This window comes from Thioclava sp. (assembly GCF_048263065.1).
Taxonomy (GTDB): Bacteria; Pseudomonadota; Alphaproteobacteria; order Rhodobacterales; family Rhodobacteraceae; genus Thioclava.
In genome coordinates this window covers 275,468-291,328 of the sequence record NZ_JBLXEM010000001.1, presented here as the reverse complement: position 1 = coordinate 291,328, position 15,861 = coordinate 275,468, and the positions used below count along the sequence as shown (strand labels likewise).

The 15,861-nt window shown below is 59.8% G+C and carries 14 protein-coding genes; 5 read left to right on the top strand and 9 right to left on the bottom strand.

Annotation, left to right across the window (positions count from 1 at the left end; all coding sequences use genetic code 11):
• Window positions 1-59 precede the first annotated feature (59 nt).
• The 4 genes from ACN0SD_RS01505 to ACN0SD_RS01490 all read right to left on the bottom strand — a co-directional run bounded on the left by ACN0SD_RS01505 (window position 60) and on the right by ACN0SD_RS01490 (window position 3,810).
• Window positions 60-980 carry an esterase-like activity of phytase family protein gene (locus tag ACN0SD_RS01505; protein WP_417806444.1) on the bottom strand — a complete coding sequence of 307 codons (921 nt, stop codon included), beginning with the start codon at window positions 978-980 and terminating at the stop codon, window positions 60-62.
• A complete protein-coding gene (gene mepA, locus ACN0SD_RS01500; RefSeq protein WP_417806754.1) occupies window positions 953-1,837 on the bottom strand; it encodes a penicillin-insensitive murein endopeptidase in 885 nt (294 codons plus the stop codon). Before mepA ends, ACN0SD_RS01505 begins: the two co-directional genes overlap by 28 nt.
• 15 nt (window positions 1,838-1,852) lie before the next feature.
• On the bottom strand, window positions 1,853-3,196 hold the full coding sequence (locus ACN0SD_RS01495; protein ID WP_417806443.1) for an MFS transporter: 1,344 nt from the start codon (window positions 3,194-3,196) through the stop codon (window positions 1,853-1,855).
• Window positions 3,197-3,279: 83 nt separating this feature from the next.
• Window positions 3,280-3,810, bottom strand: coding sequence for an acyl-CoA thioesterase (locus ACN0SD_RS01490; RefSeq protein ID WP_417806442.1), 531 nt, complete (start codon window positions 3,808-3,810; stop codon window positions 3,280-3,282).
• 127 nt (window positions 3,811-3,937) lie between these two features.
• Between ACN0SD_RS01490 and ACN0SD_RS01485 the strand changes: the two genes are divergently transcribed.
• Together ACN0SD_RS01485 and recQ are read left to right on the top strand one after the other, a co-directional pair.
• On the top strand, window positions 3,938-4,237 hold the full coding sequence (locus tag ACN0SD_RS01485; protein ID WP_417806441.1) for a YggT family protein: 300 nt from the start codon (window positions 3,938-3,940) through the stop codon (window positions 4,235-4,237).
• Window positions 4,237-6,300: a DNA helicase RecQ gene (recQ, locus tag ACN0SD_RS01480; protein WP_417806440.1), complete on the top strand. Its 2,064-nt coding sequence runs from the start codon at window positions 4,237-4,239 to the stop codon at window positions 6,298-6,300. The genes ACN0SD_RS01485 and recQ overlap by 1 nt, the downstream gene beginning before the upstream one ends.
• A gap of 6 nt (window positions 6,301-6,306) precedes the next feature.
• Here recQ and ACN0SD_RS01475 read toward each other — a convergent pair whose 3' ends face one another.
• Together ACN0SD_RS01475 and ACN0SD_RS01470 are read right to left on the bottom strand one after the other, a co-directional pair.
• Entirely contained in the window at window positions 6,307-8,508 is a 2,202-nt protein-coding gene (locus tag ACN0SD_RS01475; RefSeq protein ID WP_417806753.1) for a response regulator, read from the bottom strand.
• Window positions 8,509-8,646: 138 nt separating this feature from the next.
• Window positions 8,647-9,822 (bottom strand): acetyl-CoA C-acyltransferase family protein, encoded by a 1,176-nt coding sequence (locus ACN0SD_RS01470; RefSeq protein WP_417806439.1) that lies wholly within the window; start codon window positions 9,820-9,822, stop codon window positions 8,647-8,649.
• Window positions 9,823-9,989: 167 nt separating this feature from the next.
• Here ACN0SD_RS01470 and ACN0SD_RS01465 point away from each other — a divergent pair, with 167 nt between their 5' ends.
• A complete protein-coding gene (locus ACN0SD_RS01465) occupies window positions 9,990-10,862 on the top strand; it encodes an MBL fold metallo-hydrolase (RefSeq protein ID WP_417806438.1) in 873 nt (290 codons plus the stop codon).
• On the opposite strand, the gene ACN0SD_RS01460 is transcribed toward ACN0SD_RS01465, so the two are convergent.
• From ACN0SD_RS01460 to ACN0SD_RS01450, 3 genes are all read right to left on the bottom strand, one after another.
• Window positions 10,844-11,590, bottom strand: coding sequence for a metallophosphoesterase family protein (locus tag ACN0SD_RS01460; protein ID WP_417806437.1), 747 nt, complete (start codon window positions 11,588-11,590; stop codon window positions 10,844-10,846). The two genes, ACN0SD_RS01465 and ACN0SD_RS01460, sit on opposite strands and share 19 nt — an antisense overlap.
• Window positions 11,591-11,654: 64 nt before the next feature.
• Window positions 11,655-13,250, bottom strand: coding sequence for a phosphoglycerate dehydrogenase (gene serA, locus ACN0SD_RS01455; RefSeq protein WP_417806436.1), 1,596 nt, complete (start codon window positions 13,248-13,250; stop codon window positions 11,655-11,657).
• 75 nt (window positions 13,251-13,325) lie between these two features.
• The gene (locus ACN0SD_RS01450; protein ID WP_417806435.1) at window positions 13,326-14,471 is read right to left on the bottom strand and encodes a phosphoserine transaminase; all 1,146 of its coding nucleotides are present in this window, start codon (window positions 14,469-14,471) and stop codon (window positions 13,326-13,328) included.
• A 435-nt stretch (window positions 14,472-14,906) separates the two neighbouring features.
• Here ACN0SD_RS01450 and ACN0SD_RS01445 point away from each other — a divergent pair, with 435 nt between their 5' ends.
• Window positions 14,907-15,089: a hypothetical protein gene (locus ACN0SD_RS01445; RefSeq protein ID WP_417806434.1), complete on the top strand. Its 183-nt coding sequence runs from the start codon at window positions 14,907-14,909 to the stop codon at window positions 15,087-15,089.
• Window positions 15,090-15,116: 27 nt separating this feature from the next.
• Window positions 15,117-15,860 (top strand): hypothetical protein, encoded by a 744-nt coding sequence (locus ACN0SD_RS01440; RefSeq protein ID WP_417806433.1) that lies wholly within the window; start codon window positions 15,117-15,119, stop codon window positions 15,858-15,860.
• Window position 15,861: the final 1 nt, after the last annotated feature.

Below are 15,861 nucleotides of genomic sequence, written 5' to 3'. Positions count from 1 at the left end.
GCGGGGACATGGCTTGGTCGATCCAAGCAAGCGCGCGATACGCCTATGTTTTGTTTGCGTCAATCCCCCTTGGGAGTTGGTGGTAGGCGGTATTCCACGATTTCGGTGCGTTGAAAGACGCGGAAATTATCGTCCGAGATCATCGTTAGACGGATTGCGCCGGTGCTGTCTTGCCAGACGGAAATGCCCTCAAGGTTGTCATGCTTGCCCGGTCCGGTCTGGATCAGAACGTCGCCGCCGCTGAGCGTGTCACCTGTAATGTCAAAGACCTGCACGCGGGTCAGAAAGCCAAGAAGCCCCCAGAAATCACGTTCGAGCACATAAAGCCGCCCGTCGGGGCCGAAATCTGCGCCCACGAGCAGCCAGTCGCCCGAGCGGGGGATAGCGAAAGGCTGGCTCCATTTGCCATCGCGGCAACGCCAGACCGGAAAGGGTTTGTTAAGCGCGCCGGAGCGTTCCGGCATCGTGTAAAGCGTGCCATCAGGCGCAATCGCGAGCGCCTCTAGCGAGGAGTTGCGCTGCATCTGTTTGAACGCCAAGGGGCGGGGCAAATCATGCGCCGGGCCGCCATCGGTGGCGAAATGGGCAACGCGGGCCTCGCCTTCAAACGAGAGATAGACCGAGCCATCAGGCGCAAGCGCCAGTCCCTCAGAATCCGCAAAGCGGTGTGGCATCAGCGCGCCCTTGAGGTTGTGCAGCTTGGTCGGTCCCGACGTCAGGTCAATCCCCGTGATCGCGCTCTTTTCGTCACGCTGGATCTGGCCGCGCCACAGCGTTGCTCGGTCGGATTGGGTGACGAAATTGCGCCCGTTCGGACCGATCTCAAACCCCGAAAAGCCACCGAAAAGCGACTGGTCTGGCATCCGCCAGTGATAGGATTGCAGGAACTGCGCGCGCGGTTGAGCGGCGGTGGCAGATAGCCCCGCAAGCCCCAGCGCCAACGCCCCCGCGACTAGCGCGAGGAAAGAACGGCGCGGCATTGGTTGGGCAAATCCGACATGACGTATGTCTTGGCATTTTTCTTACGCGGGCCTTTCTTCTTAGGCGGCGCAGTGTTTTTCGGCGGGTTGAGGTAGTCGGTCACCCACCAGTTCAGCGTCTCGTCACAGCCATCGCCCCCCTTGGAAAGCTGCGCGACGGTGGGTTTCTGCACCTCGCAATAGCGCGCGCCGGGCGGGCATTTCAGGCGCACGTGGAAATGGGTGTTATGGCCGTAGATCGGGCGGATTTTCTGCAACCACGCGCGATCATTGCGCGGCGTGGAGTTGCACATCGCGATCTTGGCCGCCGCAGTCACAAAGATACGGTCCACGCGCGGATCAGAGGCTGCATGACGCAGCAGCGCCATGTGCTGCGGGGTCCAATTGCCATTGGTGCGGCGCTGATCGGCGGTGCGCACCGAGATCGACGAGATCTTCTCGCGCTGCGCGCGGCTCAGATCAAGGCGTCGCGGCGGCAGCATCCAGACGTCGGCATCCAGCCCGATTTGGTGGCTGGCATGACCGCCCGTCATCGGGCCTCCGCGGGGTTGGGAAATATCGCCGATATAGAGACCTTGCCAGCCGGACAGGCTGGCCGCGTAGCGCGAGAGATCTTGCAAATAAGCGATCATCTCGGGCTGGCCCCAATTGCGATTGCGCGACAGGCGCATCGCCTGCCACGTCGGCCCGCTTTGCGGCATCGCTTGCAACCCGGCCGCACAGCCACGCGAGTAAAACCCGATCGCGGCGGGGGCTTGGTTTGAGGGGGCCGATTTTGAGCCAAAAAGCTGGCGCGCGAGAGGTTCGGATGCCGCTGGAGCGAGGGACGTGCAAAGCGAAACGGCGGCGATAATCATTAAACGAAACATAGTTTACCCTTCGGGCTGCGGATCTCCGTTGGTTTTCACGAAGCTTAGCAGCACCAGACCCAGAATCAAAAGCACGATAATCGGGGTGATGCCGGTGGATTGGTTATCGCTGATCTGGGTCGTGATGCCAATCGCGAGCGGCGCGATAAAGGCCGTGGCCTTTCCAGACAGCGCATAAAGACCGAAATGTTCAGTCATTTTTTCAGGGTCGGCTTGGCGCACCATCATCGTGCGCGAGGCCGATTGCAATGCGCCACCACAGGCCCCGATCAACCCGCCAAGGACGTAAAAAGCGATGTCGGGCAGGTTACTGTCAGCGGGGACGGCGATGCCAAAGACATGATCGCGCGAGATAAACACGACGCCAATCACTACCGCCGTCAGGATCACCACGTTCACCACAATCACTGATTTCGGGCCAAATCGGTCATCGGCCTTACCACCTAGCCACGCAAAGATCGCCCCGGTGATGATGGCGAGAATGCCGAAGATGCCGATCATCGTGATCGACCAACCCAGCACGCCTGCCGCGTAAAGCCCGCCAAATGTGTAGATGCCGTTCAAGGCGTCGCGGTAAAACATCGACGATAGAAGGAAAGACGAGAGCGAACGGCGCTTGGGCAGCGCGCGCAGGGTGGCGCGCAATTCGGGCCATGCGCCGCGCAGGGCTGTGCGGACTGGCAGGGCATCGGCTTTGCGCGGCTCGCGCACCCAGTAGAAAAACGGGATCATAAACACCGTATACCAGATCGCCACCAGTGGCCCGACGACGCGGGTGTCTTCACGCGTGGTCACATCAAGACCGAACAAAGGCGCGATCCCTAGCATTGTTTTGCCAGAAGTCGGACTGGCTTGCAGCAAAAACAGCATAATTAAAAGCGTGATCAGCCCGCCGACATAGCCAAAGGCCCAGCCCGAGCCTGATATTTTTCCGATCTGCTCGCGCGGGCCCAAATCGGGCAGCATGGCATTGGTGAAGGTAGTGGCAAATTCCATCCCGATCATGCCGATGGCGAAAGACAGCATGATCAGCATCAGGCTGTAATTGCCCGGCACCGCATACCAAAGGCCCCAAGCGCCCAGCACATACATGATGGAAAACACCCAGATAAACGGCATCCGCCGCCCCGACCGATCTGCGATGGCCCCAAGGAAAGGCGAAAACAGCGCAACGACCAGCCCCGCCAGCCCGACACCATAGCCCCAGACGGTCTGAGCACCAGTGCCAGAGCCTAGCAGGTCTTTCATAAACGGCGCGAAGATGAACGTGATCAGCAGCGAGTTATAGGGCTGGCTGGCCCAGTCGAAAAACCACCAGCCCCAGATGCGCTTGCGTGCTGTAATCATGTTGTCCCCCGCAGACGTTAATCGCCTTTCGCGCGATCAAGCCCGAAATATCGGGGTGGCGCAAGTCACAGTGCTTGGAAGCGCTAGAAACTTGGTGGCCAGGGACGTTTTGTATCGGCCTCGGCCCAAGCGGTCACGAAGTCGGGCAAATCGGGACTTGGCATATCAAGCCCCATCTCGGCAATCACCTGCGCGGGGGTGATCATCCCCTTACGCGAGGTCACAGCACCGCGGATCAGCACATGCGAGGTGCATTCACCATCCACGAACATCGCGTGCTCCAGCCACATCCAGCGGTCATCCCAACCGATGCAGCGCGAGCGCATCTCAAAGCGTTGAAAGGCGCGCACGCGACGGCGATAGCGCGTGGTGTTGCCCGCCACCGTGATGCCCCAACGGTTCTTTTTCAGCGCGCCCCATAGACCGGTGCGCATCGCCAGCGGAATACGCCCCAGATCATACAACGTCAGGGTGCGCCCGTTGTTCAACTCCATCCACAGGTCAATATCCCACGGCCAGCATCTGTGATGGCTGATATGGGTGCCCGTGACCGGCAATGCAGGCGCCTTGCGGAACTTCAGGTACTCTTTGGTCATGCGAATAATTGGGTACATAGCCTAGCGGTGCCGCGCTGCAGCAGGCGCGTCAATAACGACGTTACGGAAAAAGCCGCAGGTGTGACGGTTGCATTGCGTGCAAGGCTCGCTTACCTGTCCTAGCGACCCAAAGCGGAGGTTTTCAATGGTCACGCTTTTCCAAGCGCTCGTCCTTATTCTGAATGTGATCTGGTTCATCATGATTGCCCATATCATCATGAGTTGGCTGATCAATTTTCAGGTACTCAACCTGCGTCAGCCGTTGGTCAGTCAGATCTGGTATGGTTTGAATAACCTGCTGGAGCCGATCTATGGCCGCATTCGCCAGTTCCTGCCTAATACCGGCGGGCTTGATCTGGCGCCCTTGGTGGCCTTCATCGTGATTATCATCCTGCGTCAGGCGCTGTTTAACAACGCGGGCTTCTTTTACGGCAACGCCATATAATGTCTGAGTCGGACCTGATCGACGACCCATCCGCGCTGTTGGCGCGGGTCTGGGGGTTCGATGCGTTCCGGCCCGGTCAGGAAGAGGTCGTCCGTGCGGTGATCGCGGGGCATAATGTGCTTGCGATCATGCCCACGGGAGGCGGCAAATCCTTGTGTTTTCAATTGCCTGCCTTGATGCGCGATGGCGTGACGGTGGTGATTTCGCCTCTGATTGCGCTGATGCGCGATCAGGTGCGCGCGATGAAACAGGCGGGGGTTGAGGCGGGCGCACTGACCTCGGGCAATACCGAGGAAGAGACCGAAGAGGTCTTTGCTGCGCTGGATGAGGGCCGGCTGAAACTACTGTATATGGCGCCGGAACGGCTGGCCTCGGGTGGGGCGATCAACTTGCTGCGGCGCGCGAATGTCAGCCTGATCGCGGTGGATGAGGCCCATTGCGTCAGCCAGTGGGGCCATGATTTCCGCCCCGATTATCTGCGTATCGGGGAATTGCGGCGCACTCTTGGGGTGCCTTTGGCGGCCTTTACTGCCACCGCCGATGAAGAAACCCGCGCCGAAATTGTCACGCGGCTGTTTGATGGCGTGCTGCCGGAAACGTTTCTGCGCGGGTTTGATCGACCCAACATCCACCTTGCATTTTCGCCCAAAGATCAGCCGCGTCAGCAAATCCTGAGCTTTGCGGCAGCGCGCAAGGGCCAGTCTGGCATCGTCTATTGCGGCACGCGCGCGAAAACCGAGACGCTGGCGCGGGCGCTGCGCGAGGCGGATCATTCGGCGTGCCACTATCACGGCGGGATGGACGCCGATGATCGCCGCGAAGTCGAGGTGCGGTTTCAGCAAGAAGACGGGCTGATCGTGGTGGCGACAGTGGCGTTCGGGATGGGCGTGGACAAGCCCGATATCCGCTGGGTCGCGCATGCCGATTTGCCGAAATCCATCGAGGCGTATTATCAGGAAATCGGGCGCGCAGGGCGCGATGGCGCGCCTGCCGAGACGCTGACGCTGTACGGGCCGGATGATATCCGGCTTCGGCGGTCCCAGATTGACGAGGGGCTTGCCCCGCCCGAGCATAAAGAGGCCGATCACGGACGGCTGAACGCGCTGCTGGGGCTGGCCGAGGCGACCGGATGTCGGCGCGTGAAGTTGTTGCGCTATTTTGGCGAGGACGCTACGGCCTGCGGCAATTGCGACCTGTGCAACAGCCCGCCTGACTTGTTTGATGGCACCGAGGCCGTGCGCAAAGGCTTGTCGGCGGCGCTGCGCACCGATGAACGGTTTGGCGCGGGCCACTTAATCGAGATTTTGCTGGGCAGCACGACGGACAAGATCACCCAACGCGGCCATGATAAGCTGCCAACCTTCGGGATCGGACGCGATCTGAGCCGGGCGCAATGGCAGGCCGTATTTCGCCAGATGATGGGGCATGATCTGATGCGGCCCGATGCGTCGCGCCACGGAGCTTTGGTGATGACGGCCCGCGCGCATCCGATTTTGCGCGGCGAGGAAAGCATCACGTTGCGGCGTGATCTGGTGACAAAGGCAAAGGCCAAAACCACGGCGAAGGCGCTGGTAAGTGATGAGGATGCGCCGCTGCTGTCCGCGCTTAAGGCGAAACGGCGCGCATTGGCCGAGGCGGCGGGCATGCCTGCCTATATCATTTTCAATGATCGCACGCTGATCGAGATGGCAGAGAAACGGCCCGCGAGCTTGGACGAGATGGCGGGGATCGGCGGGGTCGGCGCGAAAAAGCTGGAAAGCTATGGTTCGGCGTTTCTGGGTGTGATCGCGGGGGCGGTCGAGGAAATGCATCCGACACGGCGCAAGCTGGCAGGCAGTCCGGCGGGCGAAATTTTTGACCGTCTGGCGCAGGTTCAGCGCGATCTGGAGCGCGGCGCAGATGGGCTGGCGCGGCCCTTGTCGTGTTCGACATCGCTGTTGCGCAAGATCGCTGAGGTCAAGCCGCACACGCAAGACGATCTGGCGCGGCTGACTCGATTGCCCGAGGCGAAACTGGACCGCTTTGGCGATGCATTTCTAGCGGTGCTGGCAGAGTATCGTTGAGCGAGGTTACTCGGGGATGGGCGGGCGCGCCTCATCTGGACGTCCGGCGCTGAGACGTTCGGCGATTGCAATCTTTTTCAAAGGCTTGGTCAGATAGTGGTCGATGCCCGCGGCAAAGATCGACTCGCAGTCTCCGTCCATCGCGTGCGCAGTCAACGCGCAGATCGGCACATGCGCGCCAAGCGGTTCTGCATCGCGGATTGCGCGCGCGGCCTCGCGGCCATCCATTTCGGGCATCGAGAGATCCATAAAGATCAGATCGGGCGCAAAATCGCGCCATGCTGCGATGGCCTCGCGCCCGTTCGTGGCAAAGCGCAGGTCGATGTCGAAATCCTTGACCATCTTGGCAAAGACAAGCTGGTTTGTGCGATTATCCTCGGCGGCGAGCACGCGCATTTGGCGCAGCGACACGGGGCTGGCGGGCGCGACGGGCGGGGCGTTTGGCTTGGGCGACATCGGGGTGGATTTTGACAGGTCTTGCAAGGCGCGGAACAGTTCCGAGCGCAGCACTGGCTTTTGCAGATAGCCCGCCACGTCCTCGCTTTGCGCGGCGTTCGGGTCGGAACTGAGCAGCAAGATCGGCACCTCGACGCCTGCCGCATGCAGTTTTTGTGCGAATGCGGACCCGTCAAGATTGGGCATGTGATGATCGCTGAGCACGACGTCGAACTGCGCACCGTCCTGCACAACATGCAGCGCCTCTTCGCCCGAACGACACAGCGTGACCTCAAGGCCATAGGTCTGGAGCTGTCGTTCAAGAATGACGCGATTGACCAGCAGATCGTCAACGACCAGCGCGGCGCGCAGGGTGATGGGCGGCGAGGGCGCGTCGACGGGCGTGACGGGTTCGCAGCGGGGCAAGGTGAGCTTGAAGCCGAAACATGACCCCTCGCCCAGCGCGCTATCGACCCACACCTCGCCCCCCATCAACGCTACAAGCTGGCTTGTGATCGCAAGGCCCAGACCCGTTCCCTCAAACTTGCGGTTTGAATCAACCTCGACCTGATTGAACTCGCCAAACACATGTTCCAGCAACTCGGGCGCGATGCCGATGCCGGTGTCTTCGATCGTGATATGCAGCTCGTATTGCGCCTCACTGCGTTCAAATCCGACGACGCGTGCAAGCACATGGCCGCTTTGCGTGAACTTGACTGCATTGCCCAGCAGATTGGTGAGGATTTGGCGCATCCGGCCGGGATCGGCCTTGAACCTTGTCGGTAGAAACAGGTCGTAATCGACCAGCAGCTTGACGTCACGGTCCTTGGCGGAGGGCTGTAGCAGCACCGTGATTTCGTGCAGGCAACGTTCCAGATCGAAGGGTTCGGGATAGAGTTTCATCCGCTCGGCCTCAATCTTGGAATAGTCGAGAACGTCGTTGATGATCGTCAAAAGCGCCTCACCCGAGGAGCGGATCGTATCGGCATAAAGCTGTTGTTCTTCGGTCAGTTCAGTGTCTGAAAGCAGATCAGCCATGCCCACGACGCCATTCATCGGAGTACGGAGTTCATGGCTCATATTTGCGAGGAAGGCGGATTTGGCGCGATTTGCGGCCTCGGCCTTATCGCGGGCCTCGCGCAACTCATCCTCGCGGGCGATCGACTCGGTGATGTCTTGCGCGTAGGTCACCAGATCGCCCTGCGCGCCCCAGCGATTGTTGAGCCGATACCAATGCCCGTCATGGGATTGCATTTCGACGGGGCGGATATCGCGGCTACGAACGCGCGCGCTCATTTCGAAATGCCAGTCTTGCGGATCGCGCCCTTGCAAATCGAACATGCCGCGTTCCGCCACGAACCGCAGCACATCATCATAGGAGGTGCCCGGCGCTATCGCGACCTCACCCTCAAAGAAGGACAGATATGTCCGGTTTGCCGCAACGAGGCGCAGGTCGCTATCATAAACGGCGAAGGCCTGCGTAATCGTTTCGATCGCGTCCCAGAGGCGACGCTGCGCGATCATCGCCATCGAATTGGCGTGTTCGAGATCGGTTTTTACGCGCGTATTTTCGCCCTTAAGCGTTTCCGTTTCATTGAGCGCGCGCACAAGGCCCTGACGTTGTTCGACGATCTGGTCAGACAGCATACGCGCATGCACAGCCAGTTTCTGGTTTGCGGCGAACAGTTCGTTCTTTTTCTGCTCCAGCATGCGTTCAGCCCCAAGCCGGGCCCGGCGTTCTTGCGCCAGTTTATCCGCGATAGTCGATTGCATCACGCGCCAGTTGCCCCCGAAAGCATTCCTTCGGGGGCAGATTGGCACAGGGCGGTGAATTTACACTTAATTTCAGACGCGCGTATTTGGCGACAGGGCGCTGAAAATACTATTAAATTTAATCGTGTTAGGCGCGACTTAGACCCGTTCGATCGCGAAAGCGATGCCTTGGCCACCACCGATGCACATCGTGACCAGCGCGCGCTTGCCACCGGTGCGTTCGAGCGCATGGAGCGCCTTGACGATCAGGATCGCCCCACTTGCGCCGACCGGGTGGCCCAGTGCAATCGCGCCGCCATCAGGGTTCACCTTAGTAAGATCAAGGCCCAGCTCTTTTGAGACGGCGATGGCTTGCGAGGCAAACGCCTCGTTGCTTTCGATCCAGTCGAAGTCACTGGCGCTAAGACCGGTTTTTTCCAGCAAAGCGCGCACGGCGGGGATCGGGCCAAGCCCCATGACCTCGGGGCGCACACCGGCAAAGGCGTAGCCGGTGATTTTCGCGCGCGGCTTTAGACCCGCAGCAGCGGCGGCGTCTTCGCGGGCAATGACTAGGGCTGCCGCCGCGTCATTGATGCCGCTGGCATTGCCTGCGGTGACGGTGCCGTCTTTTTTGAAGACCGGCTTGAGCGACGTGAGTTTTTCTAGGCTGGTGGCTTTCGGGTGTTCGTCGGTGTCAAAAACGATCGTGCCCTTGCGGGTGGTGATTTCAACGGGGATGATTTCTTCTTTGAAGTGGCCCGCAGCGATGGCAGCGGCGGCGCGTTCCTGACTTTGCATCGCCACCGCGTCTTGTTCTTCACGAGTGATGTTACATTCCGCAGCGACGTTTTCTGCCGTCACACCCATATGGCCCGTGCCGAACGGGCAAGACAGCGCGCCGGTCATCATATCAACCACTTTCGCATCGCCCATCTTCTGGCCGAACCGAGCGGCGGGTAGGATGTAGGGCGATTTGCTCATGACTTCGGCGCCGCCCGCCAGCGCGAAATCCCCATCCCCAAGCATCAGCATTTGTGCGGCTGATACGACTGCCTGCACGCCCGATCCACACAGGCGGTTGACGTTCATCGCTGGGGTGCCGACAGGGACGCCAGCATTTACGGCAGCGACGCGGCTGACATACATATCACGCGGCTCGGTGTTGATGATGTGACCAAACACCACTTGGTTAATTTTCTCGGGGGCAATTCCGGCGCGCGCGATGGCCTCTTTCGAGACGATGGTCGCGAGTTCAATGGGCGAAAAGCCCGAAAGCGAACCGCCAAAGGTGCCGATGGGCGTGCGGGTCGCGGAAAGGATGACGATGCCGGTCATGAGAGCCTCCTGAAGTTTGGGTTGGCGTCACGGTAGGCTTTGTACGCGGCTGCGGCCAGAGGGGTGGTGCGAAAATGACGGCACGTTACTGCGCGGATGGCGGGGGGTTGAAATCTTGCAAGGCAGCGACACATTCCAGATAGCGAATGTGATTTCAGGAGGCCACCATGACCGCCCACCCCATCGTCAAAGGTTTTTGGGATAAACCCACCGGTAGCTGGCAATATGTGTTTCACGACCCCGATACGATGAAGGGGGCCGTGGTTGATCCGGTCTGGGATTATGATCCGCAGGCGGGCGCGACGGGTCTGGGCAATGCCAAGGCGATCTTGGCCTATATCCGCGAGACGGGGATCGACGTGCAATGGGTGCTCGACACGCACCCCCATGCCGATCACTTTACATCGGCGATCTGGCTGGCCGATCAGCTGGGCGCGAAACGCGGCATTGGTGAGCGGGTGCGCAAGGTGCAAAGCCTGTGGGCCGGTATCTACAACACGCCCGATTTGCCGCAGGACGGGCGGCAATGGGATCATCTGTTTTCCGATGGCGAGAGCTTCAAGATCGGCAATCTCGATGTCCGGGTGATGCTGTCGACCGGGCATACGCTGGCTTCGATTACCTATGTGGTGGGCGATGCAGCGTTTGTGCATGACACGCTGATGATGCCCGAAAATGGGACGAGCCGCGCGGATTTTCCGGGTGGATCGGCCGCAGAGTTGTGGGACTCGGTGCGCGCCATTCTGGACCTGCCGCGTGAGACGCGCCTGTTCATCGGCCATGATTATCCCGGCGACGGGGGCGAGCCGCGCTGCATGGCAACGGTGGCCGAGCATCGCCGCGACAACAAACATGTAAAGGACGGGATCAGCCGCGCCGATTTCATCGAAACACGTGAGGCGCGCGATGCGACCTTGCCGCTGCCCAAGCTGATGCTCGCGGCGTTGCAAATCAACATTCGCGGCGGGCGTAAGCCTGAGGCGGAGAGCGACGGACGTCGCTACCTCAAGATCCCGCTGGATTACTTCGAGCCGCGGTGAGGGGTGAGGGGCACGCGGCCCTCAGGCGTCAATAACCACGCGTCGCGCCCTTCGATCACGGCTGTAGAAATCGGGTGGCCATAGCCTGCGCCGCTATCAAGGTTCAGGCGATTGCCGTAATGGGTGGCCGCCTGAATGTTAGTGTGACCATGCACGACAAGCACCCCGTGATCGCGGGGATCTGACAGGAACGGCTCGCGAATCCAGAGCAGATCATCCTCGACCTGATCGTGCAGATCAACGCCGGGGCGAATGCCTGCATGGACGAACAGCGCGGCGTCGCGCAAGAAATAGGCGGGTTGTGCAGCCAGCCAGTCGCGATGGGATTGCGGGACGGCACCAAGCAGCGGGACGATTTCGCTCAGGGGGCGGGAAAAAGCATCAGGGATACCGTAGCTTTGCAGCGTTGCTTCACCGCCGACGCGCGGGTTGAGATAGGTGACATGGCTGCTCAGGATCGGGTCTTGTGCGGCTGGATCGTTTAGGAAACCCAGGAACATCCGGTCATGATTGCCTCGCAGCACAACCCAGTTTTCGCCACGTGCCTGCCCATCCATAAGAAACTGGATCACGCCTTTTGACTCCGGCCCGCGATCCACCAGATCGCCAAGATGCACGATTGGGGCGTCAGTATCGCCACAGGTCGCACGATCTGCCGCGATCAACGCATGTGCTGCGCGCACCTGTTCAAGATGGCCGTGGATATCGCCGATAGCATAGCTGCGCATTTCGCCCCCTTCATGCACAAGGCCCCCCGCAACCGCGAGGGGCCCGTTCGTGCGTTCAGTTAGATCAATCGACGTTAAATTCCAGCGGTTTCACCTGTTTGAAGTTGCCGGTGTCTTTCATCGCCTTCACGACGCTTGCGGGAACCGCCTCATCGACATAGGCGATTGCGATAGCCTCGCCGCTTTGTTTCGAGCGGCCCAAGGTGAAGTTCGCAAGGTTCACGCCATGATCGCCCAGCAACGTGCCAAGCTTGCCGATGATGCCGGGGACGTCATTGTTGGTGGTGTAAAGCATGTGATTGCCGACTTCGGCGTCAATGTTGATGCCTTTGATCTGGATAAAGCGCGGCTTGCCATCGCTAAACACGGTGCCCGCGATGGAGCGTTCCTTGCTTTCGCTGACGACGGTGACTTTGATGTAGCCGTCAAACACGCCGCTTTGATCTTGCGAGGTTGTGGAAATCTGAATGCCGCGTTCCTTGGCGATGACCGGGGCGGAGACCATATTCACGTCCGGTTGGCTGGCCTTGAGGATGCCCGAAATCACGGCGCAATCCAGCGCCTTGAGGTTCATTTCCGACACTACACCGTCATAGGTGACGTTGATCGCCTTGATCGCGTCTTCGGTCATCTGACCGATGAAACCACCCAGATGCTCGGCCAGTTTGACCCACGGGCCCATCGTTTTGGCCTCTTCAGCCGTCATCGAGGGCATGTTGAGCGCGTTTTCAACGGCCCCGTCGAGCAGGTAGTTCGACATCTGCTCTGCCACTTGCAGGGCCACGTTTTCCTGCGCTTCGGTCGTGGCGGCGCCAAGGTGGGGCGTGCAGACCACGTTGGGCAGACCGAACAGCACGTTCTCGGTGGCAGGTTCTTGCGAGAACACATCAAAGGCCGCGCCCGCGACATGGCCCGATTTCAGCAACTCGGCCAGCGCGTTTTCATCGACCAGACCGCCGCGCGCACAGTTGATGATGCGCACGCCCTTTTTGGTCTTGGCGAGGTTTTCCGCCGACAGGATGTTGCGGGTCTGATCGGTCAGCGGCACATGCAGCGTGATGAAATCGGCGCGCTTGAGCAGCTCGTCCAGCTCGACCTTTTCGACGCCCATCGTTGCGGCTTTTTCCTCGGACAGGAAGGGGTCATAGGCCACGACTTTCATCTTGAGGCCGCGCGCACGGTCGCACACGATGCCACCGATATTGCCCGCGCCGATCACGCCCAGCGTTTTGGCGGTCAGCTCGACCCCCATGAATTTCGACTTTTCCCATTTGCCCGCTTGGGTGGAGGCATCGGCCTCGGGGATCTGGCGCGCAACGGCGAACATCAGCGCGATGGCGTGTTCGGCGGTGGTAATCATGTTGCCAAACGGCGTGTTCATCACGATCACGCCCTTTTTGCTGGACGCTTCTTTATCGACGTTATCGGTGCCGATGCCGGCGCGCCCGACAACTTTGAGGTTGGTCGCGCTTTCCAGCAGTTTCGCGGTGACCTTGGTGGCCGAGCGGATCGCAAGACCGTCATATTTGCCGATCACTTCGGCCAGCTTTTCCTTATCCTTGCCAAGACCGGGTTCGAAGTCGACCTCGATGCCACGGTCGCGGAAAATCTGCACGGCGGTTTCGGAGAGTTTGTCGGAGACGAGAACTTTGGGAGCCATTTTCTGGGTTCCTTGAATTTTCTGAATTTTGGGGAGGGGTCGGGCCTGCATGGCCCGCCCGTCAATCAATCAAGATCAGGCTTGCGCCGCAATCTCGGCCTCGAATGCGTATTCGACCCACGGCAGAAGCGCTGCGATATCGGCCTGCTCGACGGTCGAGCCGCACCAGATCCGCAGACCTGCGGGCGCGTCGCGATAGGCGCCAAGATCAAGACCGACGCCCTCTTTTTCCAGACGCTTGGCGACGGCTTTGGCAAATGCCGCGCCATCTTTGATACGATCATCGGTGAACTTCACGCAGACGCTGGTGGTCGAGGCGGTCGCCGGGTCATTGGCGAGATTCGCGATCCAGTCGCGTGCATCGCAGAAATCCCAGACGGTTTTCGCATTCGCCGTGGCGCGATCCACAAGGCCCTCGAGCCCGCCAATGGATTTCGCCCATTTCAGCGACACTAGGTAGTCTTCGACACACAGCATCGAGGGCGTGTTGATGGTTTCACCGACGAAGATGCCTTCGATCAGTTTGCCGCCTTTGGTCATGCGGAAGATTTTCGGCAGCGGCCAAGCGGGGGCGTAGCTTTCCAAACGTGCAACGGCGCGGGGCGACAGGACCAGAACGCCGTGGCCGCCTTCGCCGCCCAGCACTTTCTGCCAAGAGAAGGTGGTGACGTCGAGCTTGTCCCAAGGCAGATCCATCGCAAACGCTGCCGAGGTCGCATCGCAAATCGTCAGACCTTCACGGTTTGCCGGGATCGCGTCGCCATTCGGCAGACGCACGCCCGAGGTGGTGCCGTTCCAAGTGAACACGACATCGGTGTTGAAATCGAGCGTGCCGAAATCGACGATATCGCCATAGTCGGCGGTCTTGGTTTCCGCGTCGATCTTGAGCTGTTTGACCACATCGGTCACCCAGCCAGCACCAAAGCTTTCCCAAGCGCACATCGTCGCTTTGCGTTCGCCAAGCAGCGACCACATCGCCATTTCGACAGCGCCGGTATCAGAGGCAGGCACGATGCCGATGCGGTAATCCGCCGGGATGCCTAGAATTTCGCGGGTGGTTTCGATCGCCTCTTTCAGCTTGGCTTTGCCGATAACGGCACGGTGCGAGCGACCCAAGGGCGCGTCGGACAGCATGTCGAGGGAGAAACCGGGGATCTTCGTGCAAGGGCCCGAAGAGAAACGCGGATTGGCCGGGCGCGCTGCCGGAGCTTGAATAGCCATTGCTGGTATCCTTTCAGATATGTGCCCTTCGTTGGGGAAGGGTGTCCCGCTGCTGGAGATACGCCGAGCCAGACAAGCACGCAAGAGAGAAAATGGAACGATCCTCTTCATTTGCGCCCAAGCCGATCGATCGCGGCGCGGCAACCCGCCGAAACGTTGTATAGCTGGGACGGATCGAAGCGGCTTGGGCGGAAAAGCCGCGAAAGCATTCGCTGTCGCAGAGCGATCATGTACTCTGAACGCGCTTTGCTTCTTACGCACGGCTCCGCGACTGCATGAACGGAAAAACGCCAGCTCATGCTATGAAACCGACCGATGCCGAGCTGGCTAAACGTATTTGATCAGGACAGTTTAACCTCGTGACCCAAATCATCGACCCAAAGAATATGCGCGTCTGCCTGATCACACCGATGAAAAATGAGGGACCGTTCATACTTGAATGGTTGGCCCATTGGTGCGGCTGATTTCATCGTCTTTTCCAATGATTGCTTTGACGGCACGGACAAGATTCTGGATCGACTCGATGCGATGGGAGTTGTGCAGCACCTGCCAAACCCCGCGACGCTGATGGAATCCAGCCAGTTTTACCGCAAGGCGCTGGCCTATGGTGCGCAATAGCGGCGTCATCGCGCGGCTGATTACACGATGATCTGCGATATCGCCGAGTTTTTTCACATCGAGGCTGCGGACGGCACCCTGCCCGGCCTTTTGGCAATGTATGATTTCCCCGATGCGGTCGCATTTGGAGATCTGCTGTTTGGCTTTGGCGGGCGGGACAGCTTTGAGGAAGGCTTGGTGACTGAGCGCTTTACCTGGGCGGCGGAAATGGCCCCACGGCAGCGGCGCGCGCGGCGTGGCGTCAAGACCATCGCCAAGGTCACCCCGACGATCCTGGAATGGAACAACCACCGCCCACAAATGGAGCGTCGTCAGGGGATCCGTTGGATGGATGGTTCGGGTAAAGGCGTGCCACGAAAATTCCGCGTCGGGGTTGATCGCGGATATGACGTGCGTGGCCGCTATAGCGATGCGTGGCTGGCTCATTATTCGGTGCGCTCGTGCGAGAGCATGCTGTTGAAATTCGATCGCGGCGATGCCGTGCGTCAGCAACGCTTGCGGCCCCATTACGCCCGCAAGCGTAGTTCTGCGCGTGAAGTCAATGAAACTATGCTGCGCTATGGCGATGCGATCCGGGCCGAGATGGCGCATCTGCTTGAAGATAAGATTTTGCGCAACCTTCATCATGCTGCCATCGCAGCGCATCGCGCGCGAATCGACGCACTAAAATACGACCCGAAACTCCAAGAGAACTGGGCAACCATTCGCGCCGTTTGCGAGGAAGAAATAGCCTTGCGCCAATCGCTTGAACAGGAAGGCGCGTCAAACTGAC

What these genes read in the sequence shown, in the direction of transcription:
- ACN0SD_RS01505 (WP_417806444.1), bottom strand. Translation starts at nt 980, where the DNA reads ATGCCGCGCCGTTCTTTCCTCGCGCTAGTCGCGGGGGCGTTGGCGCTG.
- mepA (WP_417806754.1), bottom strand. Translation starts at nt 1,837, where the DNA reads ATGATTATCGCCGCCGTTTCGCTTTGCACGTCCCTCGCTCCAGCGGCA.
- ACN0SD_RS01495 (WP_417806443.1), bottom strand. Translation starts at nt 3,196, where the DNA reads ATGATTACAGCACGCAAGCGCATCTGGGGCTGGTGGTTTTTCGACTGG.
- ACN0SD_RS01490 (WP_417806442.1), bottom strand. Translation starts at nt 3,810, where the DNA reads ATGTACCCAATTATTCGCATGACCAAAGAGTACCTGAAGTTCCGCAAG.
- ACN0SD_RS01485 (WP_417806441.1), top strand. Translation starts at nt 3,938, where the DNA reads ATGGTCACGCTTTTCCAAGCGCTCGTCCTTATTCTGAATGTGATCTGG.
- recQ (WP_417806440.1), top strand. Translation starts at nt 4,237, where the DNA reads ATGTCTGAGTCGGACCTGATCGACGACCCATCCGCGCTGTTGGCGCGG.
- ACN0SD_RS01475 (WP_417806753.1), bottom strand. Translation starts at nt 8,508, where the DNA reads ATGCAATCGACTATCGCGGATAAACTGGCGCAAGAACGCCGGGCCCGG.
- ACN0SD_RS01470 (WP_417806439.1), bottom strand. Translation starts at nt 9,822, where the DNA reads ATGACCGGCATCGTCATCCTTTCCGCGACCCGCACGCCCATCGGCACC.
- ACN0SD_RS01465 (WP_417806438.1), top strand. Translation starts at nt 9,990, where the DNA reads ATGACCGCCCACCCCATCGTCAAAGGTTTTTGGGATAAACCCACCGGT.
- ACN0SD_RS01460 (WP_417806437.1), bottom strand. Translation starts at nt 11,590, where the DNA reads ATGCGCAGCTATGCTATCGGCGATATCCACGGCCATCTTGAACAGGTG.
- serA (WP_417806436.1), bottom strand. Translation starts at nt 13,250, where the DNA reads ATGGCTCCCAAAGTTCTCGTCTCCGACAAACTCTCCGAAACCGCCGTG.
- ACN0SD_RS01450 (WP_417806435.1), bottom strand. Translation starts at nt 14,471, where the DNA reads ATGGCTATTCAAGCTCCGGCAGCGCGCCCGGCCAATCCGCGTTTCTCT.
- ACN0SD_RS01440 (WP_417806433.1), top strand. Translation starts at nt 15,117, where the DNA reads ATGATCTGCGATATCGCCGAGTTTTTTCACATCGAGGCTGCGGACGGC.